19 protein-coding genes are annotated in these 25,092 nt (G+C 42.5%); 4 read left to right on the top strand and 15 right to left on the bottom strand.

Annotation, left to right across the window (positions count from 1 at the left end):
- Window positions 1–505: 505 nt before the first annotated feature.
- The gene (locus IQ246_RS12970; protein ID WP_194003619.1) at window positions 506–3,034 is read left to right on the top strand and encodes a mannose-1-phosphate guanyltransferase; all 2,529 of its coding nucleotides are present in this window, start codon (window positions 506–508) and stop codon (window positions 3,032–3,034) included.
- Window positions 3,035–3,126: 92 nt separating this feature from the next.
- On the opposite strand, the gene IQ246_RS12965 is transcribed toward IQ246_RS12970, so the two are convergent.
- From IQ246_RS12965 to IQ246_RS12900, 14 genes are all read right to left on the bottom strand, one after another.
- Window positions 3,127–4,092, bottom strand: coding sequence for a nodulation protein NodZ (locus tag IQ246_RS12965; protein ID WP_194003617.1), 966 nt, complete (start codon window positions 4,090–4,092; stop codon window positions 3,127–3,129).
- 254 nt (window positions 4,093–4,346) lie between these two features.
- Window positions 4,347–5,903: an iron uptake porin gene (locus tag IQ246_RS12960; protein WP_194003615.1), complete on the bottom strand. Its 1,557-nt coding sequence runs from the start codon at window positions 5,901–5,903 to the stop codon at window positions 4,347–4,349.
- A 19-nt stretch (window positions 5,904–5,922) separates the two neighbouring features.
- Window positions 5,923–6,912: an NAD-dependent epimerase gene (locus tag IQ246_RS12955; RefSeq protein WP_194003613.1), complete on the bottom strand. Its 990-nt coding sequence runs from the start codon at window positions 6,910–6,912 to the stop codon at window positions 5,923–5,925.
- A gap of 161 nt (window positions 6,913–7,073) precedes the next feature.
- Window positions 7,074–8,306 (bottom strand): histidine phosphatase family protein, encoded by a 1,233-nt coding sequence (locus IQ246_RS12950; RefSeq protein ID WP_244142016.1) that lies wholly within the window; start codon window positions 8,304–8,306, stop codon window positions 7,074–7,076.
- Entirely contained in the window at window positions 8,290–10,146 is a 1,857-nt protein-coding gene (locus IQ246_RS12945) for an ABC transporter ATP-binding protein (protein WP_194003609.1), read from the bottom strand. Before IQ246_RS12945 ends, IQ246_RS12950 begins: the two co-directional genes overlap by 17 nt.
- 53 nt (window positions 10,147–10,199) lie before the next feature.
- Entirely contained in the window at window positions 10,200–11,195 is a 996-nt protein-coding gene (locus IQ246_RS12940; protein ID WP_194003607.1) for a glycosyltransferase family 2 protein, read from the bottom strand.
- Window positions 11,196–11,292: 97 nt separating this feature from the next.
- Entirely contained in the window at window positions 11,293–12,504 is a 1,212-nt protein-coding gene (locus tag IQ246_RS12935) for a glycosyltransferase (RefSeq protein WP_194003605.1), read from the bottom strand.
- 171 nt (window positions 12,505–12,675) lie between these two features.
- Window positions 12,676–13,863 carry a glycosyltransferase family protein gene (locus tag IQ246_RS12930; protein ID WP_194003603.1) on the bottom strand — a complete coding sequence of 396 codons (1,188 nt, stop codon included), beginning with the start codon at window positions 13,861–13,863 and terminating at the stop codon, window positions 12,676–12,678.
- A 31-nt stretch (window positions 13,864–13,894) separates the two neighbouring features.
- The gene (locus IQ246_RS12925) at window positions 13,895–15,151 is read right to left on the bottom strand and encodes a glycosyltransferase family protein (protein ID WP_194003602.1); all 1,257 of its coding nucleotides are present in this window, start codon (window positions 15,149–15,151) and stop codon (window positions 13,895–13,897) included.
- Between the two features lie 591 nt (window positions 15,152–15,742).
- On the bottom strand, window positions 15,743–16,867 hold the full coding sequence (locus IQ246_RS12920; protein WP_194003600.1) for a HAMP domain-containing protein: 1,125 nt from the start codon (window positions 16,865–16,867) through the stop codon (window positions 15,743–15,745).
- A gap of 2 nt (window positions 16,868–16,869) precedes the next feature.
- Entirely contained in the window at window positions 16,870–17,232 is a 363-nt protein-coding gene (locus IQ246_RS12915) for a response regulator transcription factor (protein ID WP_194003598.1), read from the bottom strand.
- 187 nt (window positions 17,233–17,419) lie between these two features.
- The gene (locus IQ246_RS12910) at window positions 17,420–18,088 is read right to left on the bottom strand and encodes a response regulator transcription factor (protein WP_194003596.1); all 669 of its coding nucleotides are present in this window, start codon (window positions 18,086–18,088) and stop codon (window positions 17,420–17,422) included.
- A complete protein-coding gene (locus IQ246_RS12905; protein ID WP_194003594.1) occupies window positions 18,066–19,673 on the bottom strand; it encodes a cell wall metabolism sensor histidine kinase WalK in 1,608 nt (535 codons plus the stop codon). Before IQ246_RS12905 ends, IQ246_RS12910 begins: the two co-directional genes overlap by 23 nt.
- 90 nt (window positions 19,674–19,763) lie before the next feature.
- A complete protein-coding gene (locus IQ246_RS12900; RefSeq protein WP_194003592.1) occupies window positions 19,764–20,621 on the bottom strand; it encodes a hypothetical protein in 858 nt (285 codons plus the stop codon).
- 138 nt (window positions 20,622–20,759) lie between these two features.
- Between IQ246_RS12900 and IQ246_RS12895 the strand changes: the two genes are divergently transcribed.
- From IQ246_RS12895 to IQ246_RS12885, 3 genes are all read left to right on the top strand, one after another.
- Complete coding sequence (locus IQ246_RS12895) at window positions 20,760–21,668, top strand: metallophosphoesterase (RefSeq protein ID WP_194003590.1); 909 nt, start codon at window positions 20,760–20,762, stop codon at window positions 21,666–21,668.
- A gap of 154 nt (window positions 21,669–21,822) precedes the next feature.
- The gene (locus tag IQ246_RS12890) at window positions 21,823–22,089 is read left to right on the top strand and encodes a type II toxin-antitoxin system ParD family antitoxin (protein ID WP_194003588.1); all 267 of its coding nucleotides are present in this window, start codon (window positions 21,823–21,825) and stop codon (window positions 22,087–22,089) included.
- On the top strand, window positions 22,089–22,391 hold the full coding sequence (locus tag IQ246_RS12885) for a type II toxin-antitoxin system RelE/ParE family toxin (RefSeq protein WP_194003586.1): 303 nt from the start codon (window positions 22,089–22,091) through the stop codon (window positions 22,389–22,391). The genes IQ246_RS12890 and IQ246_RS12885 overlap by 1 nt, the downstream gene beginning before the upstream one ends.
- Before the next feature lie 216 nt (window positions 22,392–22,607).
- On the opposite strand, the gene pcrA is transcribed toward IQ246_RS12885, so the two are convergent.
- Window positions 22,608–24,929 (bottom strand): DNA helicase PcrA, encoded by a 2,322-nt coding sequence (gene pcrA / locus IQ246_RS12880; RefSeq protein WP_194003584.1) that lies wholly within the window; start codon window positions 24,927–24,929, stop codon window positions 22,608–22,610.
- Window positions 24,930–25,092 lie beyond the last annotated feature (163 nt).

Below are 25,092 nucleotides of genomic sequence, written 5' to 3'. Positions count from 1 at the left end.
GTAACTGACAGAATTTAAACTAAGTTTTTCTACACCATGTAGATACTTTATAACCAATACTGAGAAGGTATGGTCAAACGCTTCAGTCTTCGACATCCGAGTTTGTTGACAATACATTCTCTCACTCCAGTGTAAAGTAGCCTTAGGCATCACAGCTATTTACCAGTTAACCAACAGAAACCTCTATCGTCAGCATAGAACACAGGCAAAAGACAGACTAATCGTCAAGATAAAAGGTAAAAATAATTTTCCTTTTCTTTATGGCTCTCTTTGCTTTGAAAGCTTCTGATAGCTACAGAGAAATATCTTTTTCACAAGCAATTCCCCTTGTTCATTTTCTCTGGACAAATAGTTTAATGGGTAAGTAGATATGCTTACTACTTATCAGATGCATCTTGCGGAAGTTCCTCAAATCTCAAGATCCATAGGAGACTAAAGAAAGAAAAACAAAACGGATCTTACGGGTCTTGACGCAGGGAATGCTGCAAATAGCTAAGGAGGATTTATGCGTGCAGTACTGATGGCAGGCGGTTCGGGAACGCGGCTTCGCCCGTTAACTTGCGACCTGCCTAAACCGATGGTGCCTATCTTAAATCGACCAATTGCTGAACACATTATCAATCTTCTCAAACGACACCAAATTACAGAAGTAATTGCGACATTACATTATTTACCTGATGTCCTGCGAGACTACTTCCAAGATGGTGGCGATTTTGGCATACAAATGACCTACGCCGTGGAAGAAGACCAGCCCCTTGGTACAGCAGGCTGTGTGAAGAATATTGCCGAACTCCTTGATGAAACTTTTTTAGTCATTAGCGGCGATAGCATAACAGATTTTGACCTCACAGCGGCAATTGAATTTCACAAACAAAAACAGTCAAAAGCTACTTTGATTTTAACTAGGGTTCCTAACCCAATTGAGTTTGGGGTGGTAATTACCGATGAGCAAAGCAGAATTCGCCGATTTTTAGAAAAACCTTCTACTAGTGAAATTTTTTCCGATACAGTCAACACGGGCACTTATATTCTTGATCCAGAAGTTTTGGAATATTTGCCAGCAAACACTGAATGCGACTTTTCCAAAGACTTATTTCCCCTGCTTCTAGCCAAAGATGAGCCAATATACGGTTACATTGCTGAAGGTTACTGGTGCGATGTTGGTCATTTAGACGCTTATCGCCAAGCTCAGTATGATGCATTAGCTCGGAAGGTGGAACTTGATGTTGCCTACAAAGAAGTTTCAACTGGGTTATGGGTAGGACAAAATACCTTTATTGACCCAACAGCAATTATTCAAATCCCAGCTGTGATTGGTGACAATTGCCGCATTGGGGCCAGAGTACATATTGAGGATGGAACTATCATTGGGGATAATGTCACCATTGGCGCTGATGCTAATCTCAAGCGTCCAATTGTATGGAATGGAGCGATTATTGGAGATGAAGCACAGCTGAGCGCCTGCGTAATTTCTCGTGGGACTCGTGTAGACCGCCGTGCTCAGGTATTAGAAGCTGCGGTAGTGGGTTCGCTTTCTACGGTGGGAGAAGAAGCCCAAATTAGTCCTGGTGTGCGTGTTTGGCCTAGTAAGAAGATCGAGTCAGGTGCAATTTTAAACATTAACTTGATTTGGGGTAACATCGCCCAACGAAATTTATTTGGGCAACGTGGTGTGCAAGGATTAGCTAATATCGACATCACCCCAGAATTTGCCGTCAAGTTAGGAGCTGCTTACGGTTCTACCTTAAAACCTGGCTCTAAGGTAACAGTTTCCCGTGATCAGCGTAATATTTCTCGCATGGTGACGCGATCGCTAATTGCTGGTTTGATGTCAGTAGGTGTTGATATTCAAAATCTCGATGCTACAGCTATTCCCATAGCTCGCACAGTTATACCCACCATGTCCGTTGCTGGCGGTATCCATGTGCGGGTACACCCAGATCGCCCTGACTACATCCTAATTGAATTTATGGATGCCAAGGGTATTAATATCTCCAAGGCTCTAGAAAAGAAAATTGAGGGGGCTTACTTTAAAGAAGATATGCGGCGGGCGCTAATTCACGAAATTGGCGATGTGGCATATCCTAGCCAAGTTATTGACCGTTACTGTACTGCCTTTGAGAAGCTGTTACATGTTGCTACTCTTTGTAACAGTCGGGCAAAAGTGGTGATTGACTATGTTTATGCTGTATCTGGGGCAGTGTTACCCCAAATGTTAGATAAATTTGGCGCTGATGCGGTGGTGCTGAATGCCAGCCTGAATAAAAATGCTGTAACCACAACTGACCGTGAAGCACTGCTGACTCAGTTGGGTCATGTAGTCGAGGCGTTAAAAGCTAACTTCGGTGTCCAAGTAACAGCTAATGGGGAACAACTGATTTTAGTTGATGAATCGGGAAGCCTAATTCGTGGGGAAATGTTAACAGCACTGATGGTGGACATGATGTTAACCGCTCACCCCAGAGGAACAGTAGTTGTGCCAGTTCATGCTTCTAGTGCAGTCGAACAAGTCGCCCGTCGCCATGATGGTAAAGTGATTCGCACTAAAGCCAATCCCGCAGCATTGATGGAGGCTTGTCAGAAAAATCCGAATGTGGTAATAGGGGGCAGTGGAGACGTTGGTTTTATTTTTCCGCAACTGCATCCGGGATTTGATTCCATGTTCTGCATTGCTAAACTGATTGAGATGCTGACCATTCAAGAGCGATCGCTTGCTACTGTCCGCTCAGAATTGCCTCGTGTAATTCACAAATCTTATACAGTACGTTGTCCTTGGACAGCCAAAGGCTCACTAATGCGTTATTTGGTCGAAACTCACCCAGCCCAAAACCTAGAATTAATCGATGGGGTGAAAATTTGCCAGCCCTACGATGACAGTTGGTTGTTAGTTTTACCAGATGCCAGCGAACCACTAGTACACTTGTATGCAAATAGCAACGATCGCGATTGGGTAGACGATACCGTCAGAGATTACCGCGCCCGTGTCCAGACATTTGTGGAGAGACAACAAGAATATCTCCCTGCTGAAGTGTAATTTCAAACAGTTACTAGTTATTAGTGAACGCTGATAACTAGTATATTTATGGAGATGTTAATTTTTAATTCCCCGAAGGGACTGACTTCGTGCTATTCGATGAGATATTGGTTCATAGATTTTGAAATCAATTCTTTCTCTGGGAACCAAAGTGTATCTTTATTTGGACTGTTTAACAAAATTATTGGTAAGTCTGGGTTAAAAATGGATGCCCATGCTGACAAGAATGAACTTGTCCTGATTAATACGTTGCATTGAGACAGTAAGAGAGCGTTTATCAACGCTTCTTCACCTTTTTTAAAATTATCTTTACCTAAATTGATGTGATGAAAAGCTTCATTGTTAATTGATTTTAGCTGATCTTCATGGTTAAAAACTGGTATAAATTGAAATTTATTTTTTATATAATCAATAAAATCACCTTCATCACTGGCTACAAAAAGACAATCTACTTTAGGATGTTTATTTAGATAATTATTGACTACTTTCTTAACATATTCCCAAGAAACTCTAGGAGACTCAACTATTTTATCAGTCCCCCTATAGTGTATCCCTAATACAAATCTACCCTGAAAATATTTTTGGAAGTATGTATCTACTTTTGTCTGTATATGTTGATTAATATGCATATATTTTTTCATAAGATTTGATGCATATAATACAGTCATTTTATCGAAGTGTTCGCGTGGCAAAAGTAGTTGTAAAATATGCGTAATAGCAATACTTTTTATCAATTTATTTTGTGAAGTTTTATATATTTTGTCTCCAGGTAGCTCAGGAACTTCAAAAAAGTATTGAAACCAATTTTCGCCTAATTCAGCAGCTAAATAGTTTTCTCCAGTCAGGTGAATATCAGGAATTAAACCTTTTTCTTCACAAAAAGAGAAGATATAAAGACACCAATTTAGTTGTGCAAAAAAACCGCTATAATTGTTGTGTATTGTTACAGAAAATCTTCTAGAATTAAATATTGAAAAATAGGATGGACGCACTTTGTCATAAACATTTCTAAGCACTTCCTTGACGATATCTTTGGTTGATTTTGGTATTGTCAACATTAGCATGATATTTGCTGCTTATTTGATTTCTAATGTTTGATAGTTAATATAAAAAATAGGTAAGAGACAAGCCTAAACAAATATTTTTTACAAAAACTTTAATTCTTTAGTGAAAAAACATACTTAAGCACAAAGCTACTACTTAAACTTAAAGTTTCAGTAAAGATTTAGTATAAATTAATGATAAAATTATTTAATAAGTCAAAAGCCTAAATACTTGCGGAAAACACCACAATGAGTAATTAAATATGAATTTAAAAGCTGAAAGTTGTGCGAATTGTGCCGATATAGATTGTGTCGTTTTGGCGATCGTGTTCTGGGTTAGTAATTATCAGTAATCCGGGAGTGATGGCGATATACTCATCAATTTGGAAGCGGTAAAAGGCTTCTAGATGAAAAGATGTGTCTTCATCTGCATATACCTGATTTGCAACCTCAAAGTCATTGCTGGTAACTTTGGGTGGTTGACCGATGGCAATTCCGCCAACGCTGTTTTCACTACCTAAATCGACGAGAGCCAAAGTTATCGCCCAGTTAAAAATATTTGCCACTGGGTCGTTTGGCAAATCTATTGCTGTCGCGTGGGTAAAGCCAGCCCAACCAGAGATAGTTAAACCATCGTTAACATCGAAGGTTGATTGTAAACCAAAAGAGTCTGCAATAATGGCATCACTTTCATCATCAAAAGGATCATTGGCGCGGCGAGAGCCGGTTCCTGTTTCGAGGCTGTTGTAAGAGTGGATGTAGGTGAAGCCAACTTTTAAGGACTCACTGGGTTCGAGATTGAGTTGAGCGATCGCCCCGTATTCCGCTTCACCAAACCCAACTTCTGGATCATCAGCATCATCTGCTACATACCCCAAACTCAAGCTGATTGAGTCACTAAAATCGTAAACTAATCCGACTCCAGCACCCCCGCCCTGCCGATGAATTGGGTTGCGCTGTGCAAAACGGGAAATGGAACCACGTCCACTACCACTGAAAAAGGGATTGAGCGTATCGGTAAAATCATCAAGGTCGCCGCCTTCTGCCTCAAGATAAACAACAGCTTGCTCTCCTATGGGAAAGCGATATTCCAAAACACTCAATTCAAATTGATTATCGCTGTTGCTCTGAAAGGCTAAACGAGCCATATCAGTCTCCGTCGCATCATCTATTCTAGGGAGATTACTAGCTTGGAGGCGAACTTTGAGGCGGTCTTTTCCAGTAAAGCTGGTATTGAAGGTCAGGCGTGCTCGACTACTTAAGGTAAGATTGCTATCGATAGTCTCGCCACTGTCATCAGCTTTTTCACCGCCGCCAACTCCAGAGACAGCAAAAAGGACTTCGCCCTCTAATTTAGTAGTTGTAGAAAACGGTTCTGTAGAATTTATCCGGGTTTCCACACTGTCTAATCGTTTTTGTAAAACCTCTAGCTCTTTGGTAAACTCAGCTTGCAACCGCTTCAATGTTTCCAAGTCTTTCTGGTAGACTTGGTTAGCATCTGCACTTGTCAGTTCGTTGATGCGGTTCATGGTTGCGGCAAGACTGGCAGCAAATTCATCACGAGTCATGGCTCGGTTCCCACCAAAGGTGTTATCAGGATGACCTGCAACCACCCCGTAGCGCTCCATTAAGGATTTCAGAGATTGAAAAGCCCAGTCAGTAGATTGAATTTCTGCTAACTCAGAAACAGCATTGATTTTAGTGAAGGGAGTAGGGGGGGCTTCGTTAGCAAAAACTTTACTTGCTAGTGAAAGAGTGGTTGTAAAAGCAAGCACACTGAGATGGCAGACATTCCAGACATTTTTCAACTGAGATTGTTTTTTCATAATCCTGGAATGTTTTTCTTTAATAACTGTAATAGTCTCGATACCACTGCACAAAGTGCTCGATACCTTGCTCAATTTGAGTTACAGGTTTAAAGTTTACATCTTGCATCAGGTCATCTACGTCAGCGTAGGTAGAAAAAACGTCACCTGGCTGCATGGGTAGTAAGTTCTTTTTGGTTTGCTTACCCAGTGCTTTTTCAATAACTTCAATAAACGTCATTAACTCTACCGGGTTATTGTTGCCAATATTGTAGAGCTTGTAAGGTGCTTTGCTGATTGCGGTATCTCGGTCATCAGCTTGGGGTGGGTTTTGCATAACCCGAATTAGTCCTTCAATTACATCATCGATGTAGGTGAAGTCTCGTTGCATTGTACCAAAGTTGTAAACGTCAATTGGCTGGTTAGCTGCGATCGCCTGCACAAATTTAAAGTAAGCCATATCAGGACGTCCCCAAGGCCCATACACTGTAAAAAAGCGTAATCCTGTAGTTGGCAAGTTGTACAGATGGCTGTAGGCATGAGCCATCAACTCATTTGACTTTTTGGTAGCGGCGTAGAGTGAAATGGGATGGTCAACATTATCGCTGGTGGCAAATGGTACTTTAGTGTTAGTGCCATAGACAGAACTAGAAGAGGCAAAGACGAAATGACCAACCTGGCTATGGCGACAGCCTTCTAACACGTTGACAAATCCTGAGAGGTTGCTGTCTACGTAGGCAAAAGGGTTGTGTAAGGAATAGCGGACTCCGGCTTGAGCAGCTAGGTGAACTACGTAGTCAAAGTTCTGATCTTGGAATAGTTGAGCAGTGCCAAGGCGATCGCTTAAATCTAAAAATTGAAAGGTGAATCCAGTTTGGGGGTAAAGTTGCTCCAAGCGAGCTTTTTTCAGGTTTACATCATAGTAGTCATTCAAGTTATCGATGCCATAAACCTGCATCCCTTCCGCTAAAAGACGCTGTGCCAGATGAAACCCAATAAAACCAGCAACTCCAGTCACTAATATTTTCATAGTTTGTCAAAGTAATTCGTAATTATTACCCCACGGATAAATCCGCCTGCTCTAAAATATTATTGCTACGCATTTTTTATTGATTCATAAACTTTAGTTAATTACTCTGTCCTCTGTCCTTCAATAAATTAATTCCTAATTAATTCCTAATTAATTACGAATTACGAATTATTAATATTCATGGCTTGCAGCACAGGGGTAAGGCTTTTTAGAGGATAGTAAATAACACTTAAGGTGTCGGGAATCAGTTGCAAGCATTCGGGTGAGGTGTCCAATACCTGACGTAGTAAATTTTGGATAATGGAGGGACAGGCTACTATTAATCCTGTGATGAAATGAGTTGAATCTGTTTCATTAGATGATATCGTGGCGCGTTGAGATGAAAATTTTTGTTGCAAAATCTGAGGGAAATATTGATGTAATACCTGGATTTGTACCGTTTTGGGATGATATTTAAGCAGTTGCTCGGTGGTGTGTTGAGAACTTTCTAAATCGCTGTTAAGGCTAAAATCAATAGGCACTGCCTGAAGGCGTTCAGCTAGCTGATTAATTAAATGTGGGTTTGTGTCGGTGGCTGGTACTAAAAGTAAACGCAGACCTTGTTTACCATCCTTGAGCTTGGGCAGAACTTCACTGAGATGGGTGGTAATATTCATTGCCTCAAGTTGGGGCTGCTGATGTTTGAGTGTGGAAAAATTCAGGATGCTGATGCCGCAATTTGATTGCTGAAGGACGTGGTATTGCTCAGATTTTATTGCGATCGCAGTACTAATTAACGCCCGAATTGTGCCGCTGTGACTGACAATCAAGATAGTCTTGCCAGTATGAAGCGGCAAAATTTCCTGCCAGAATTGATCAGCGCGATCGTACAAATCCAGTACCGGGAAACACTGCTGTTGGACACATATAGCAGATCTTGACTGCCTTTCCACCTGCGGTATCATCTGAAACTCGTGGGGTCGCTCCTTCCAGCAGCGATAGTCTGCCGCAAAATGTTCTTGTACGTATTTGTACGTTAGCCCTTGCCATGCAGGCATATCGATTTCTTTGAGATGAGCAGATGTAAAGACAGGTTTCTCTACTTTCATCCCTCTTAAAATCTCAACTACAGTTTGCTGAACTCGTCGCAGAGGACTTGTATAAACTGCATCTATCCTTACATCCCTCAGGGCAACACCAGTTTGATAGGCATCGCTGCGCCCCTTATCGGTCAGCACTGAGTCGTCGCAACTTCCTTGATAACGCTTTTGGGCATTGTAACTACTCTGTGCGTGACGCACCAAAATCACACGGGTAAAATCAGGGATTGGGCATGGGGCATGAGGCATTGGGCATTGGTTATTCCTTTTGTCTCCCTCATCCTCCAGTCTCTTCTTATTAAGCTTCAACTGCATACACATCATCCTCGCGGGAATTTCCACTAACCGCAGATTTCAAGGCATACATCGCGGCGTATCGTCCACCCAGGCGCAGCAGTTCCTTGTGCGTACCTTGTTCTAAGATTTGTCCACCTTCGATGTAGAGAATTAAATCGGCTTGTTCAACAGCTTTGAGGTTGTGAGAAACTAAAAAAGTGGTGCATTCTTGAGTCAAACGTTCCAGTGCTTCGTTGACGGCGTGTTCGTTTTCGTTGTCTAAGCCAGTGGTAGGCTCATCCAAAATTGCGATTGCAGCTTGACGAATGGCTGCACGAGCAATGGAAATTCTCTGCCGTTGTCCCCCTGAAAGCGTCGCCCCTCTCTCGCCCAAAATAGTCTCGTAGCCTTCAGGCATTGCCATGATGAAATCGTGGGCATTTGCCAGACGAGCAGCGCGTTCAATTGCTTGGTCAGAAGCTCCCAAACAACCATAAGCAATATTATCTTTGACACTGGCGGCAAACAGGATAGTATCTTGTAACACCACGCTGATTTGCTGCCGGATAGATTGCAGCTTATACTCGCGCAGGTCGTGACCATCAACTAGAATCCGCCCTTCCAATGGGTCATAAAGGCGCAAGAGCAGACTTACCAGAGTTGATTTACCGCCGCCAGATGGCCCAACTAAGGCGACGTGTTGACCTGGTTGCACCTCAAAGCTAACGTTCTGTAAAATTCCCTTTTTTGGTTCATAAGCAAAGGTAACATTTTCAAACCGCACACCTCCCTTTAAAGGCGGTGCATCCATTGCTCCCCGTGCATCGCGGATGTCGGGTACTGTGTCCAGTACATCCAAGATGCGCTCACCGGAAGCTGTTGCTTTAGCGATTTGCCCTGTGTACTTGGCAAGCTGCCGCATTGGCTTAAAGGCAATTCTGAGATAGTTGACAAATACGAGCAAATCCCCAGGTGTGATCGCCTGTCCCAATACCAACTGCACACCCCGCCATAACACCAAGGCAGTGGCAATCCCTACGAGCAATTCCACCATCCGCTCTAAACCTGCTGCCAGTTTTTGCGCTTTGGCACTTTCTTTTAAGCTTTGGCGGTTATGGCTGGAAAAGGTATGCTCCAGCATATCTTGCAAAGAGAGCGCCTGAACAACCTTGATAGCTCCGATGGACTCTGCTGCTGTGGCAGCCATTGCACCTTCACGCTGACGCTGCGATCGCACCACTTGCCTGATGCGTTTTGTCAAGCGCATAGTAAAGAAGATAAACAGGGGAAACACGGCAGCAGCAATCAATGCCAATTCCCAATGTAGCCAGAACATGACAAAAATCATGCCAAATAGGGTGAGGGAATGGGCAATTAAGGGCAATACCGCCATTACCGTAACTTCCCGTAGTCGCTCAATATCTGAGGTAACACGGGTAATTAAGTCGCCACCCTTGGCTTTGTGGTGAAATGACAAAGAAAGGCTCTGGAGATGGCTGTAAAGCTCAGAGCGAATCTCAGTTAACACATTGCTAGCAGCTAGCGCCATCCCCACCACGCTGAAGTAAGCAGCAGTGGCGCGAAGTAAAGCGATCGCTACTAACCCCAATGTCAAGCCTGTTAATAGGGCAAATGGGCTGAGTTCTGCAAGCAGGGGAATTCCCAAGGACTGAGAACGAAAACCAGGTACAAGAATGTAGTCAAAGATAAACTTTAATGGCCAAGGTTCTAAAAGATGCAAGATAATCTCAGCCATCAGTGCCACAAAAGACACAATTAATAGCGCCTTTTGTTTGCCCATCTGGGGCGCAAACCGCCGCAAAATCCGCACAATTCCCGGTAAAGCAGCTTTCAGACTTTTGGGATCTCGATGCGCCATATCATACCAATTCTCCAAAACCCACATCAAAACTGACTTTCAGAAATTACGAATTACGAATTATTTTGGCTTTGAGTATAGCGATCGCTAATATACTGATTTAATTTCTTTTCGAGAGCGATCGCCATTTTCTCTAACCACAAAGGGTTTTGCTCAAAGGTAAGGCGACTCAGCAGCGGTTTCAAAAATCCCTGATGGCGACGATGGCCCATCCGCTTATAACGCTTCTTGAAATACTTGTCTTTGATTGTCAAATCCCACTTTTGGGAGAAATATTCTAAACTGGCAATTTCCCAAGCATCGCTCCAGCGGAGCATAAAAAATGCTAGTTCTGGCAATTCAAATTTCAATCCTGGTACATAGGTAACTACCGAAGCTGGTTCACAGTAAAAAGTACCTCCCGCCTCAGCTACCGTCATACAAAAATCGATGTGTTCTCGCGTACTCAGCAATCCCTCGTCTAACAGCCCAATCCGCCCGAAAATCTCAGTGCGAACCAACATACAATGAAACTCGGCAAATTCGCATTGTTGACGATGAAGTTGATCACGCACTTCCGCAACTTTTCGGTTTACAAAGTAGTGTTTTTCGTGGACTCGTCGCTTGACTCCAGTTTCCTGTGGCTCCACAAAAATATGAGCTTCGCCACCCGCTAGATGTATTGTTTCCCCCAAAGGCTTGCCAATACAGGTAAGCGGACAGACTACAGTCGCTTTTGTTTCTTCAGTGCATTGGAGTAACGAGTTTAGCCAACCTGGACTGACAATCACATCGTTGTCAATAAAGACTAAATACTCGCTATCAACTTGTTGTAAACCCAAGTTACGGGCTTGATTGGGTGAAAGGTAGTGTTCTGTGCGGATTAGCTGGAATCCTTTTTCTTGCGCTTGTTCTTCTAGGTAGCGCTGGATGGGGCGGGGTGAACTACCATCTACATAAATTAGGGAGAAAGGTAGTTGAGTGTGTTCGTAGATACTTTCTAGTGATTCGCGGGTAAAGCTGAATCGCTCACGCTGCGAAACAATTATGGTGATTTGTGGTTTGTTCATGGTTTAAATTCTGTTTTTAAGAAATGAATTTCTCTGTTATCTCTGCGGTTAAATAATTAACAAACCGCAGAGGCGCAGAGAACGCAGAGTGAAGAAACTAAACGAGAGATATTTCGCCTAACAAAACTGATTCAGATGTGATTAAGACTCGTTGATAAACGTTGATCCAGTTTTGATATTCTACTGATGGGGCAAGTTGCTGATTTACTTTTGTTTTTGCTGCTGCACCCAACTTTGGCCGCAGTTCTGGTTGAGTTGCTAGATATCGGAGTGAAGCAGTTAGTTCTTCTGTACTGCCAGGGTTGACTAGCAAACCGTTTACGCCGTCTTCTAGGATTTCGGCGATCGCATCTACACGAGTGCCAATTATTGCTCGACTCGCTAGCATCGCTTCTAAGAGAGTATTCGGACAACCGTCATGCAGTGAGGGAATCACGAAAATATCCAAGTGGGGTAAATAAGCTAAGGCTTCTTGGCGACTGGTGATTCCAGTAATGCGGAGGCGATTACCAATTCCACTTTGTTCTACTTGTTGCTCCCAGTATTCTCGTTCTTTCTCCACAAAATCACCTATAAGCAAAAGTGTTAAATCTAACTCTTTGCTTAATTCGGCGCAAGCGTCAAGGAGAAATTCAATTCCCTTTTTGTCTCGGAACCTACCTGATGAACCGATAACGATACCTGGTAATTCGTTAACTAGAGATGGGGTAGGGAGTTGCTCAAAGTTGATAGGTGCAATGGAATTCCAGAAAGCTGATGATTTTAACTTCAGACTCGGAGCAATGACACTAGCTCTTTTTTGCAAGTCCCGACTAACAAATGTCACCCAAGCAGAATTTTCTAAAATCCATGATATCTGAGCATGGTTTTTGGGATTGAAAATATGCTTGTGCAAGTCGCTACCGCGAACGCTATTGATTACTGGAACATCATTTTCTTTTGCTAAAAGTGTCGTCACATACCCTGTTTCATTCATGAAAAAGGCATGAAATAGGTCAAATTTATATTTTTGATGTAGGCATTTGAGTTGAAAGTAAACGTCACTAAAAAAATCTTGAATCTCTGTGATATTGTCGCGAACTGCTGATTTAATCCGATGCACAAATACACCATCTTGAAACATTGTTGTGCAACTTGCTCGTCTGCGACTTCCGTCAGAGACTAGCCGTTGTTTCGAGCGAAAAACCGCAACGTGGACTTCATAGCCACTGTCAATCAGCATTTTGGAAATCCGATGTACTGACTCACCAACCCCGCCAATATCGGGTGGATATTCAAGTGTGGTAATGCAAATTTTTGTTTTATCCATGATTTTATCTTTATGTGAATTTATTTGCACTTTATTCCTTCTTTCCTTAGCGCCCTTCTCTGCGAGACGCTCCGCGAAGGCGTCCTTGGCGGTTCGTTAAAAAGTTTTATTTTAAACGCAGAGGAGCGCAAAGGTAAGCGCAGAGTAACGCAGAGTTTATTTATGTATGTATCAAGCTACCTTTTGCTTAACTGCTAGATTTTTTAACAAGGCTGCTGTCTTCTCAATTCCGGCGAAATCAAAGCTAATTTTATTGGGTTGATATTCAAGGTAATTGATGATTTTTAAAGCTAAGTAATCGGGTTGCAAATCATTAGGATTGAGAAGTTTAACAACTCCTAAATCGCTTAAGTTCTCTGCTCGAATAGTTTGTTCTCTGTCTTGGTTTCCTGTAAAGGGAAGAATCATGGCTCGTACACCTGTAGTTAAAACATTCATCGTAGTGTTGTAGCCAGACATACTTATAGAAAGTTCTGCTTTTTTCATGTAACTCAGCAAGTAAGGTGTGTAGCGTCCAATACGAATATTTTTGCTATCTCTTGCCATTGCTTGCAGTTGATTAAATTTGTCTTCTGGCATGAAGGGGCCAGTAAAAACTTGAATATTGTGCGGCAATTTTTTTTCTAGCCAGGGAGCTGTTTTTACTACACAATCAAGCAACTCATGACCAAATCTACCACCTCCAACGCTGACTAGTATGAGGGGTTTATCAGAGTTAATCAATTCCTTTTCTTCGTCAGTAAGCACAGGATGCATCGGAGGTTCTTGTACTACATATCCGGTGTAATGTACTGCACACTTGAGATCACTGACTCTAGAGAAGGTTTCTTCTAAGGGAACAAATTCAGGATCACCGTGAACCAATAACAGGTCAAAGTATTGGTTGATTAAGCTGCAAACTTTTTCTTCATGTTTCGCCTGCTTATGTTGTTTAGTAACTACAATATCTCGCAGGCTAGAAACAACTTTGGTTGAGCTTCTATTTGACTTTGCCCGTTCTAGTAAAGGAATTAATTCAAAAGAAAAACGTCGCCTACCAAAGGGGAATAACTCAATCATTAAGATATCAGGCTGGAACTGATCAAATATTTTCAGGAGTTGATTTTTTCTGATTTCTTTGGCTTCGGTGAGACTAAAGATATCATCTACTACTTGTAGTTCTTCAAATTCTGAGTCGGTTTTAATTGCAGGTAAATTGATGATTTCAACACCAGCCGGAAACTCAAATTCTTTAATTATTTCACCACCATTAATAAAACAAATTTGGAAGTCTTTGGTTAAACCGCGGACAATTTCCATGCTGCGAACCAGATGACCCATACCCAAAATATGTTGGCAGTAAAACATTAGACGTTTCATGGCAACTTTACCTCTGTAAATTTGTTTTGATTTAAACGATCGCAATTATTTCTAAATCCCGTAATTGCTGTGGTGGCTGATAGGTTTTGCCAAATGGAACCACGCTCTTTTTTTTTACTAGTAAGGTGGAAATGTATTGGCTAATTTGGGGCAATGCATTCAAATCAATTGTCGGAGTAGAAATCTTATGTTGCGGAGTATTGAGTTGTTGTAGGAGCGATCGCAGTAATATATCTGGAGTTAGATTATCTGGATGAATAGCTGCCAAAACCCCCAGTTTTGTTAAATGTTCTGCTCGCATCCACTGTTCTTGAGATGGTTTAATTCTGGGTATCACTACTGCTGGCTTACCCACTGAGAGAATCTCACAGGTTGTATTGTAGCCACCCATTGCCACTACTGCATCTGCTGCGGCAATGTAGCTCATCAAATCATCGGTAAACTCAACCATCTGCACTTGCGGATATGCAGCCGCTTTTTGCTCCAGTGCTGCTCGGTCTTTCAAGGGCATTTCTGGGCCACATATAATTAAACTTCGGAGTTTATGAGAAGTAGGCAGCAATGCCAAACTCGATAGATAGGTATCAATTAAGTTGTAGCCATCCTCGCCACCTCCCGGCGTGACTAAAATCAGCTTTTCTTCGGGGCTAAGTCGCAACTCATTACGAACAAGATTTGGACTTTTACGCCCTAGTTCTTTGCGGATGTAGCCACAAAACTGCACCTTCTGTGCCACTTTTGGCGGTAGTTGATATTCTTGGCGGATATCGAAAATTTCTGGAGTGCCAACGACAAGCACGCGATCATAAAATCTTTCAATCGCTTCGTAGTAACCGTGCTTTTGCCATTCTTGCATTGTCACATCTGGATGATCCAAAATGTCACGCAGCAGCAGAAGTAGGGGAGTTTCTGGTAATTCTGCTTTGATATATTCAACAGCTGTCTCTAATTCATTGCGGATGCCGTAAGGCTTTTTGTCTACTAGAAAGACATCCGGTTTAAAATTGGCGATCGCAGATAAAATTAATTCTGAACGCAGTTTCACTGTTTCATCGATTGCTGTCCCCAGATACTTGGCAGACAACTCACCCGATGTTCCCCGATTTATGCAAGGTAATTTAATGTAATCCAGTCTTCTTGGAAGACGAAAGCTGTGTAACATCGGCGAACCAGAAACAACCAATATAGAAAGTTCTGGAATCGAATCTAGTAAGTGAGTGCAGATTGCCAGCATTCTGCGAATATTACCGAGACCAAAGCCATCGTGGGAATATACCATCAGTTTCATGGCTAAATGTCCCTCAATTATTCAGTGAATGGATGCCTTACTAATCAGCTTCTCAATCTTCCATGAGTCTTTTATGAAACTTTTATGAGAAAGCTCTCATGATATTTTTTCAGAAGGAAAACCCCGACAAGAGGCACAGCGGCAATGAAGGGTATTTCCAGATATAACCTGGAAACGAGATTTTAATGTTGGGTTACCCTCCGGGAAGCCACCTTTGGTGTCTACGTTCCTCAACCCAACCTACGCCTACGTCTCGTCGGCGAGTATTAGAGACTCGTTCATGAAGCTCAAATACTAGACCTCTTGCAAAAATATATTTTTGCATCTTGGGGAAAATGGTAAAGGTTAAAGGGGAAGGGTTGTAAGTCCCTTTTCCCTTTACCCCTTAACCTTTTCCCTGACTTTTGCAAAAAGTCTACTCATTCACGAGTATCAAAGACTCGTCGGCGAGTCCTATTTATCCCAATCCCCAAAATTACAGCTACAAATCTTGTCCCCCTGCCTCCCCAATTCAATTTTCGATTTTGAATTTGGGATTTTAGCTTGTTTAATCCAAAATCTAAAATCTAAAATCTAAAATCTAAAATTCCCCTACTCCCCCTGCTCGCTTTCCACGAGTTGTGCTTGAGTGCGACGTAATTCTTCTAACGCCGACTCCAGGCGGCGATTTTTATCATTTAATTCTCGTGTCCGTTGGCTCGCTTTCTTTTCTAGCACCTGGCTGTATACTTCTAGCTGTTCGTTAGCATCTTTTTGGGCTTTGATGAGTTGCTGAACTTCCTGAATTAGACGATTTAGGGAAGCAGCCAAAATACCAACTTCATCATTGGTTGTGACAGGTGCTTGCAAATCGAAGTTAGATTCTTCCGTAACTTGTTGAGCAATATGGGTAACTGCTTGAATGGGATGGGCAATGGCGCGACTAGTGTAAATTGCTAATAATGTGGCGATCGCGATCGATAGTGACAGGCTCGCGCCAATAATATACAGGCGTAATTTCTCTGCTGTTTGTAGTTCCTGTTTTGCTTGCTGATACTCTTGGGCTGTAACTTCAACAAGGCTGGTGATGTCATTGAGAAAATCATCAATTCTAAAAACTGACGAACCATGCATGAAATTGAACAGTTGAGTTTGTGCTGTCTTAATTTCGTTTGGTGATAATTTGCTGGGATTATTATCCTGAAACAAGGCTTCTGTGTGCTGTAAGTAAGCGCTAAAACCATTATGAGTCTGCAACAAACGGTGAATCGCTTTCTGTTCAATTAGAGAATCGTATATAGCAGGTTTTTCAATGCTGTAGTTAGCTCCAAAATCAGACCAAATTTGGCGGGCTTGAGCAACATTTTTAAGCAACTGAGTGTATTTTCCTTGCCATATCTTTGGTCGATCCATGTAGTAAATCAACTTGTGTTGCTTGGTGCGGACACGAAACACACTAGTTTTGAGTTGGTAGACTTCATACAACTGTTCAATCGCTGCTTCTTCCCGTTTTTGTGCCTTGGACTTGTAGTGATCCGTAGTCAGAAAACCAATGGTAGTTCCCAGTATGGCGATGCTCAAAAGCAGTCCATACCCGATACCGATCTTTTGACCAACCTTCAAGTGGCTAAACCAATGTCTAGAATTGCTTGTATGCAAATCTGAGTTATTTAATGGTTGCAAGCGGTGATTTGATTGCCCAGAAGCCAGTTCATCAAAGTTACTGTGCTGTTTCATACTCAATCACGACTCAAATGAATTTGAATTCGTTCCAACAACTCACTAAAGCGAAATGGCTTGGTAATATAGTCGTCTGCTCCATTTTTGAATGCATTTGCTCGTTCGTGATCGTCCTTACGCGCTGTGACGATGATAATAGGTAGTATCTGTCCCTGTCTACGAAGTTCTTTTAATACCGTCCAACCGTCCACTAGTGGTAAACCTAGGTCAAGCAGTATCAAATCAAATTCACTGTTTTGAACCAGGAGGAGTGCCTGCTGTCCGTCTTCGGCGATGGTAGTTGTATATCCCTGTCTTTGCAACCCTTTTGCAATAAAAGCGGAGACTCCTGCTTCGTCTTCAATAATCAAAATTTGATTCATAAACGACAATCCCAGCAGGTAAATTAATTCGTAATTCGTAATTCGTAATTCATAATTCGTAATTCGTAATTCGCCCTGGGGCTACGCCCGCGCTAACACAATTAAGAAGGTTTTCTGTAGATTTATGTCTCTGCTACAGTATGGTAATGATTGATGAAATCATAAGAAAATAAACATAAAAATTTTCTCATGTTCGCAGGCGATAACCCATTCCTCTAACCGTTTCAATGACTTTACTGCCTAGTTTTTTGCGGAGATAACCGACATACACATCAACAATATTAGAACCTGGATTGTAGTCGTAGCCCCAAACGTAATCTAGCAATTGCTCTCGACTGATGACTTGTCCTGGATGACGGCAAAACATTTCTGCCATTGTAAATTCACGAGCAGGCAATTCTACAAGGCGATCGCCTACTTTCACCTGTCGAGTTCGCAGATCAAGCATCACGTTACCTGTTTTGAGAACAAGCTCTTGAGCTTCTCTTACAGGTCTAGCACTCCGCAAACGTACTCTTACTCGCGCTAGAAGTTCTTCAAATCGGAAAGGTTTGGTGACATAATCATCAGCCCCTCCTTCTAGTCCGGCAATTTTATCGTGGATATCACTCCGGGCAGAGAGGATAATCACAGGTAAATCTTCTCCCTGTCCGCGTAGTTCCTCCAATACCTGAAATCCATCTTTTCCGGGCAACCCCAGATCCAAAATTAGTAAGTCAAAACTTCCACTCTGTGCTACATCCAGTACATGCAGCCCATCGGCAACAACTGCGGTTGTGAACCCTTGCGATCGCAATCCTTTCTCAATAAAGGAGGCAATCCGGGGTTCATCTTCAGCGATGAGAATGTTGGGCATAAGCACTCATTTCCTGCGGGGGATCGAGCGGTAAAACGATGGTAAACATCGAACCATCTCTTAATTGGCTCCGAAGCAATACTTGCCCACCGTGAGCCTCTGCGATCGCTCGCACAATGGATAAACCTAGTCCAGCACCTTCAGAACGACGGCGACTGTTGGTAGTCCGGGCAAAGCGTTCAAAAATGCGTTTTTGATCCACAAGGGGAATTCCCTCGCCTGTATCGCGTACCCAGAATCGCACTTTTCCTTTAGCGATCGTAGAGCCTATAGAAATAGTATCACTCTCTTCAGTATGCTGAGTTGCATTCTGTGCCAGGTTCATCACAGCCTCAGTAATTCTTTGGCGATCGACTATAATCTGACCCTTTGCCACTGAATCTATTTGCCAGTCACGCTCTGCGAGTGCCTGGGCTTTAGCAAATAGCTCTTGGGTTAACTCTGCCACATTCACCGTGGCCAACTGCAAAAAATCCGAGCGTTCTGCTTTTGCCAGCAAAATCATGTCATCAACCAAACGGCTCATCCGGTCTAGTTCTCCGATGACCAGTGTCAAGGTTTCTTGTTGCTCTTGGGGGTCATCTCCCATCAATTCTAGATGTCCGCGAACGATGGTAATGGGAGTCCGCAGTTCGTGTCCAGCATCGTTGACAAATTCGCGCTGAGTGGCAAAGGCTGCCTCTAGTCTGTCCATCATTTCGTTGAATGTCGTTGCTAGTTCTCCCAGTTCTCCCTTACCTCGCGCAGGTAAGCGCTGAGTCAAGTCTGTTTCACTGATGGCATGAGCAGTAGTGGTAATTGTCCGTAGGGGAGCCAGCACCCGCCCCGCAGCGAACCACGCCAGAACTGACGACACGACAAATACCAGGCTGGAAACCTCAATAATTACGGAGACTGCATCTAAAGCCTCTGCCCGCTCACCGGCTGCACTATGGGCAACAACGAAGACTCCCCGTGTTTGTCCATTAATTTTTATCGGTTCCACCATGTAGAGAATCTTACTAACATCAGGGTCAGAGAATTCTTTTTCTCCCTCCTCTGGTTGGGTTTGTTTTGCCCACAGTTGCATGAGTGGTGAGTTCTTCGCCAGCGGTTTGGGGCGTGCTCTGGGACTAGATTTGTAGAATTCACCATCGATAAATGTGATGAAGTAAGATTCATCTTCTGGCAGTCGATACAACAAATAAGCTCTGAAAAGTTGCATCAAATCTTCTGTGGAGTCTGGAGGAGTGATTTGTTTTTTTCCAGAGAGCAACCACTTCAATTGCTCTGGCCTAATCACTAAGTCTTCTGGATCGTCGTCCTCAGTGAGTGCATCGTCTGGAGCAAACGTTTCACCCCTAATCAACGCCTTGAAAGCTGCCATGTCTTCTGTCATGTCCTGACGAACGCGTTCATCAATGCGCTGGTAGAGGTTGTAGCGAAATGCAGGAATGGCGATGAGAAACGTGATCACCAAAATTAGCAAATACCAGAATAAAATCCGGGTGCGTGCTTCTCCAAATATCTGCTGCCAACCTGCAAACAGCTTAGGTATTTTAATGTTAGATGTGCGATCGCGTCGAAATTTTGTTGCACTACTCATTTTTTTACCTTCCCAAATAAGGAGGCAGGAGTCAAGAATTTTCTCCTTGTCCCCCTTGTCCCCTCCTGCTCCCACTCCCCCACTCCTCTTCTAACTCCTCGTTTGTCGTTTAAAAATTACCATCTCAGTTCCGACAACTGGATTACGAGCAATCAGTCTATTTTGAGAGTCGAGAATTTCTAAATGGGTAAAATCCAGTTCTTGAGAACGCTGTAATATTTCGGCGGCTAGTTTGTTCTGTTGGGATTCCTGGAGAGTATACCAATCGTCGCTAATTTTGAGAGTTAGATTACTATTGCGGAAGTTGGCTTGAATAGACTTTATCAGACCAGAAGCAAAGCGATCGCTAATTTCCGCTACTTGATTCTCAATGGCTGCAATCAAGGTTTGTTCTGGTGTCAATTCTAAGATTGGTGTCGGCGTTGGCGAGGGAATTGGTTCTGGTTCTGGTGGCGGCGTAATTTCCTCTGGTGGCTGTGGTGGCTGTAGTTCTGGTGCTGCTAACTCCGGTGGAGTAATTATCGTTGGTGTGGGTGCAGGAACCTCCTCAACTGGGGGAACTGTTGCTACTTCAACAGGTTTTCCAGTAAAGACAGTTGCAGTCGTCCAAACTATTACTACAGAAACAACAGCAACTATGGCTGTCAAACTTGTATCTGATAACTTTGTTGACAAATTTGATGGCAAAAATAAGCGGATTGTCCTTAACAGTCCACCCCACTTCAATTGCAACTGCTGGAAAAAACTAGGTTTTTCCTCACTACCAGGTGGCGGCGCTGTTTCCAGTTTCTCCACCGTCGTTTCTAAAAGCCCAATCGTCCCTCGGAGAATCTGGATAGTTTTAGACTTCCAAATTGGCTGAATTCTCTGATAGGGTTCTTGAGGAGGCTGATTCGCTTCGGGTTTAAAAGACGAAGGCGGTTGTGAATTCTGATTGTCTTGTGACATGGTTTCACCAAAAGCAGCGAATCAAAGACAAATAACACAAATTGTTATGGGTATTGTCTTTACAGCCTTAATGTATCACTTCATTGCACATTACTTCGGCTAAAATGACTATTTGTTGAATTTGGTGAATTTAGGAACATGAAACGCCGTCAATTTTTATTTTTAGGTAGTCTCAGCGCCATTGGTACTGGATTTTTAGGCTGGATGTTAGCTCATCAAAATAGTCAAAGTGCTGATATTACCGATTCAACAGAAATAGCTGCTAACCCACCCAAAAAAGACTTGATATTGCGTTTCGTGTCTGTAGCAGATACGGGGACTGGGGCTAAAGGACAGTATGCTGTGGCTAGGGCGATGAATTTTTATCACAAGCGAAATCCTTATGATTTAGTAGTTTTAGCTGGAGACAACATTTATAACAACGGTGAAATTGAGAAAATAGGCACAGTTTTTGAGCGTCCCTATCAACCTTTGCTCAAGCAAGGTGTAAAATTTCAAGCTTGTTTAGGTAATCACGATATTCGGACTGCTAATGGTGATCCACAAGTCCGCTATCCTGGATTTAATATGAATGGTCGTTACTATACTTTTAAACGTAATCAAGTACAATTTTTTGCTTTAGATACTAACAGTAATGCTGATTGGAAAAACCAAATAACTTGGTTAGAGCAAGAATTGAGTCTGAGTAAAGCAACTTGGAAAGTGGTATTTGGTCATCATCCAATTTATTCATCAGGTCATTATGGGAGTAATCCAGATTTTATTAAAATTTTTACTCCCCTATTTCAAAAATACGGTGTTCAACTTTATATCAATGGTCATGAACATAATTATGAACGCACTCGTGTTATTGATGGGACAACTTATTTAATTTGTGGCGCAGGTGCTGGCAATCGTCCTGTAGGACGTTCTGAGTGGACAGAGTATTCCACCAGTGATTTAAGTTTTGCCTCTTATGAAGTGTATCCAGATAGAATAGAAGTTGGTGCGATCGCTATTAATAATCGCGTTTTTGATCAAGGTATTATTCAGTTAAAATCAGCTTAGTTGTGCGATCAATAATATCTTTAAAGGAATTTTGAATACTGATAAAAGACTTTGTATTGTTAGTTACATTATCCAATAATCATGACTTGGCGGTTTAGCAACAAAACAACTAACCACTGATAAACAAAGTTTTAATTAACTAGGGGTAAAAATTATGAACATCCAACTTCAAGTGGAATACGAGCAATTTATACAAACCCGAATTGCTACAGGTAGGTATGAAAATGCTGAAGATGTGATTGTTAAAGCACTGAAACTGCTGGAAGAATGGGAGAATGGTTATCAGGAATGGGAAGAATCAACCCAGAAAAAACTAGCTGCTGGGCTTGCTTCTATCGAACGTGGAGATGTAGTAGATAGTGAAGTGGTGATGGCGCGACTAGAGGAGAAATTACGTCAAGCGCGTGAGAATCAAGGATAATGGAATACTCTATTGCCAAGGAAGCAAGTCAAGATTTAGATGAGATTTTGGATTATTTTTTAGTTCGCAATATCAACGCTGGGTCAAGATTTATTCGAGAATTTAATAAGAAATGTCAAAACATAGCTCAATTCCCGAATATAGGACGAAGTTATGCCAAGTTTGACCCCAGGCTTAGAGGAATACCCTTAGATAGCTACATTATTTTTTATCGAGTTTTTCAAGATAGTATTGTGATTGTGCGGGTAGTTAGCGGTTATCGGGATTTAAACTCTATATTTGCAGATGTGGACGATGAGTAGATTTTAGAGTTTTTTGAAAATCCAACTCTAAAAACCCCTCTAGCAAAGCATTTGGTTACGCCAGAGCAGAAGCGAAAAGCAGTTTCAGTGATTGGGTTCTAGGGCAACCCTCGAACCCTCGAACCCTCGAACAAGGAAAAGAATCACATCCGTTGCTCTAAATGAAAAACAAGATCACCGACTTCTCAAACAAGTCGGGAATCTGCGGCTATATCACTATACTCGTTGCAATTGCGCTACTCTTGGGTCAACTATTTTTTGTCCCAAGCTGGCAAATTTAATTGCTACAGACATCTTACTACCTGTTCCGAAAACATGAGTAATTTCACCAAGCCCAAAGGTTTTATGTAATACTTGATCACCTACTTGCCAATTCTGCGTAGTGTCTTGTTTACCACTAGGAGTAGAGGCACTTTTGGTATAACTTTGACGACTCAGACGTGGTGTAGTTAATAATTCTTCTGGTAATTCGTCGAGAAATTGCGATCGCATGGCGGGTTCACGAGAACCATAAAGGCGGCGTTCACGCGCGTGGGATAAATATAACCTCTCTTGGGCACGGGTGATGCCGACATAACACAAGCGGCGTTCTTCTTCCAAAGATGCAGGATCGCCCAGGGAACGGTAGCCGGGAAATAGTCCCTGTTCTAACCCCACCAAAAACACTACGGGAAATTCTAGCCCTTTGGAAGCGTGCAAAGTCATCAAAGAAACGGCTGTTTGTCCTTCTTTTAAGTTATCCAAATCGGAACTGAGGGCGGCGCTACTCAGAAAGTCTTGGAGGGAAACTTCTTCGTTTTCTTCTTGAAATTGCAATGCGGCGTTGTAAAGTTCCTGGACGTTTTGTACCCGATCTGTGGCTTCATCTGTGCCTTGATTCATCAAGTCTTGGACGTAACCAGAGTCTTCTAGTATTCCTTGCAGAACCTCAGTTACAGGAACCGTGCCGATTTGTCCTTGCCAACGGCTAATCATTGCGGCAAAGCTATTTACAGCTTTAGTCGCCCGTCCAGCTAATGTATTAACTGACGTCTCATCACTAAGTATTTCCCACAGAGTTGTCCCTAATTGCTGAGCGGCATTTACCAAAGCATCAATAGTGGTTTTACCAATACCGCGCCGGGGAGTATTGATGACTCGCAATAAACTGACTGTATCAGCTGGGTTAGCGATCGCTCTTAAATAAGCGACGACATCTTTGATTTCTTTGCGATCGTAAAACTTCATTCCTCCCACAACTGTGTAAGGAATTTGATATTTCACCAACAATTCTTCAAACGGGCGAGATTGAGCGTTTGTTCGATAAAGTATGGCAAAACTACCCCAGTTCAATTCGGGATTTTGATGTTCTAAAGTGCGGATTTGACGAATTACAAAGTCGGCTTCTTCTAGCTCGTTATCTGCTTTGTGAGAATAAATTTCCTCACCTGGGCCCCGCGTCGGTTTGAGAACTTTATCAATCCGTTGGGTATTATTTTCAATCAGTTCGTTAGCTGCTTGCAAAATGTTTTCGCAAGAGCGATAGTTTTCCTCAAGTTTTACCATTGTGCGGGTATCATCATCTGGCAAACCATCGCCAAAGTCGTTTTGGAATTCCAGCAAAATGGTATAATCTGCCATTCTAAAGCTATAAATAGACTGATCCGCGTCACCTACGACAAAAACTGAGCGATTCTGCCATTTCCATTCGCTCTTTCTGTCTTCGCCATTAGTCACTAATAAGCGGATTAAGTCGTACTGGGTGCGGTTAGTATCCTGATATTCATCTACAAGGATATGGCAAAATTTGCGATGCCAGTAACCCAATACCTGCTCGTTTTGCTGAAACAGTCTAGTAGGTACAAGAATTAAGTCATCAAAATCAAGTGCGTTATTTTCTGCCAGCTTATCTTGATATAAATTGTAGACTTCAGCAATTACCCGTCCACGATAATTAGGTTGTTCTCGTTCAAATTCTTGGGGTGAAAAACCTTGGTTTTTCGCGTTACTAATAGCGTAGCGCACAGAGCGGGCATCAAACTTTTTATCGTCTAAATTTAACTGTTTATTAACGATTTCTTTAATCAGAGTCATCACATCTGATTCATCAAAGATGGAGAAATTGCGATTCCAGCGGCGTCCTTTTTCGTCTTCGTATTTGTCAATATCAAAGCGGAGAACCCGGGAAAATAGACTGTGGAAAGTACCACACCACAAATTTTTAATGGTAGTTTTATAGACTTGCGATCGCAGTAGCGTTTGTTGGTATTCTGTCAACAAATCAAAACGCTGACCGTGTTCTTTCATTGCCAATTGTTCAGCAAACAGCCTTTGAATCCGCTCTTTCATCTCCCGTGCAGCTTTGTTGGTGAACGTCACCGCCAGGATATTTTCTGGATTTACTCGGTGTTTGAGAATCAGGTTCGCAATGCGATAAGTTAGCGCTCGTGTTTTACCGGAACCTGCACCAGCAACAACTAGCAATGGGCCGCAGTAGTGTTCGACGGCTTGGCGTTGGCTAGGGTTAAGGTGACTGAGAAAGTCAATGGTTGTTGTCATGGATGTGAAAAAGCGATGTCTCCGACGGGCTACGCCTACGCCTGGCGTCACATCAATAAAGAGTTGCTATTGCCCAGGTTACAATATCCTAACGAAACTTGGTCAATAAAGATGAAAAACTCCATCCACAAGGGCAATGGGGCATGGGGCATGGGGCATGGGG

Origin of the sequence: aff. Roholtiella sp. LEGE 12411, assembly GCF_015206995.1 — a bacterium.
Classification (GTDB): domain Bacteria; phylum Cyanobacteriota; class Cyanobacteriia; order Cyanobacteriales; family Nostocaceae; genus Komarekiella.
Note: the sequence above shows the minus strand (reverse complement) of the source record. Positions and strands in the feature narration are given on the sequence as shown.

Excerpts from the sequence above, each read along its gene's own strand:
- IQ246_RS12970 (WP_194003619.1), top strand. The coding sequence starts at position 506 with ATGCGTGCAGTACTGATGGCAGGCGGTTCGGGAACGCGGCTTCGCCCG.
- IQ246_RS12965 (WP_194003617.1), bottom strand. The coding sequence starts at position 4,092 with ATGTTGACAATACCAAAATCAACCAAAGATATCGTCAAGGAAGTGCTT.
- IQ246_RS12960 (WP_194003615.1), bottom strand. The coding sequence starts at position 5,903 with ATGAAAAAACAATCTCAGTTGAAAAATGTCTGGAATGTCTGCCATCTC.
- IQ246_RS12955 (WP_194003613.1), bottom strand. The coding sequence starts at position 6,912 with ATGAAAATATTAGTGACTGGAGTTGCTGGTTTTATTGGGTTTCATCTG.
- IQ246_RS12950 (WP_244142016.1), bottom strand. The coding sequence starts at position 8,306 with ATGCAGTTGAAGCTTAATAAGAAGAGACTGGAGGATGAGGGAGACAAA.
- IQ246_RS12945 (WP_194003609.1), bottom strand. The coding sequence starts at position 10,146 with ATGGCGCATCGAGATCCCAAAAGTCTGAAAGCTGCTTTACCGGGAATT.
- IQ246_RS12940 (WP_194003607.1), bottom strand. The coding sequence starts at position 11,195 with ATGAACAAACCACAAATCACCATAATTGTTTCGCAGCGTGAGCGATTC.
- IQ246_RS12935 (WP_194003605.1), bottom strand. The coding sequence starts at position 12,504 with ATGGATAAAACAAAAATTTGCATTACCACACTTGAATATCCACCCGAT.
- IQ246_RS12930 (WP_194003603.1), bottom strand. The coding sequence starts at position 13,863 with ATGAAACGTCTAATGTTTTACTGCCAACATATTTTGGGTATGGGTCAT.
- IQ246_RS12925 (WP_194003602.1), bottom strand. The coding sequence starts at position 15,151 with ATGAAACTGATGGTATATTCCCACGATGGCTTTGGTCTCGGTAATATT.
- IQ246_RS12920 (WP_194003600.1), bottom strand. The coding sequence starts at position 16,867 with ATGAAACAGCACAGTAACTTTGATGAACTGGCTTCTGGGCAATCAAAT.
- IQ246_RS12915 (WP_194003598.1), bottom strand. The coding sequence starts at position 17,232 with ATGAATCAAATTTTGATTATTGAAGACGAAGCAGGAGTCTCCGCTTTT.
- IQ246_RS12910 (WP_194003596.1), bottom strand. The coding sequence starts at position 18,088 with ATGCCCAACATTCTCATCGCTGAAGATGAACCCCGGATTGCCTCCTTT.
- IQ246_RS12905 (WP_194003594.1), bottom strand. The coding sequence starts at position 19,673 with ATGAGTAGTGCAACAAAATTTCGACGCGATCGCACATCTAACATTAAA.
- IQ246_RS12900 (WP_194003592.1), bottom strand. The coding sequence starts at position 20,621 with ATGTCACAAGACAATCAGAATTCACAACCGCCTTCGTCTTTTAAACCC.
- IQ246_RS12895 (WP_194003590.1), top strand. The coding sequence starts at position 20,760 with ATGAAACGCCGTCAATTTTTATTTTTAGGTAGTCTCAGCGCCATTGGT.
- IQ246_RS12890 (WP_194003588.1), top strand. The coding sequence starts at position 21,823 with ATGAACATCCAACTTCAAGTGGAATACGAGCAATTTATACAAACCCGA.
- IQ246_RS12885 (WP_194003586.1), top strand. The coding sequence starts at position 22,089 with ATGGAATACTCTATTGCCAAGGAAGCAAGTCAAGATTTAGATGAGATT.
- pcrA (WP_194003584.1), bottom strand. The coding sequence starts at position 24,929 with ATGACAACAACCATTGACTTTCTCAGTCACCTTAACCCTAGCCAACGC.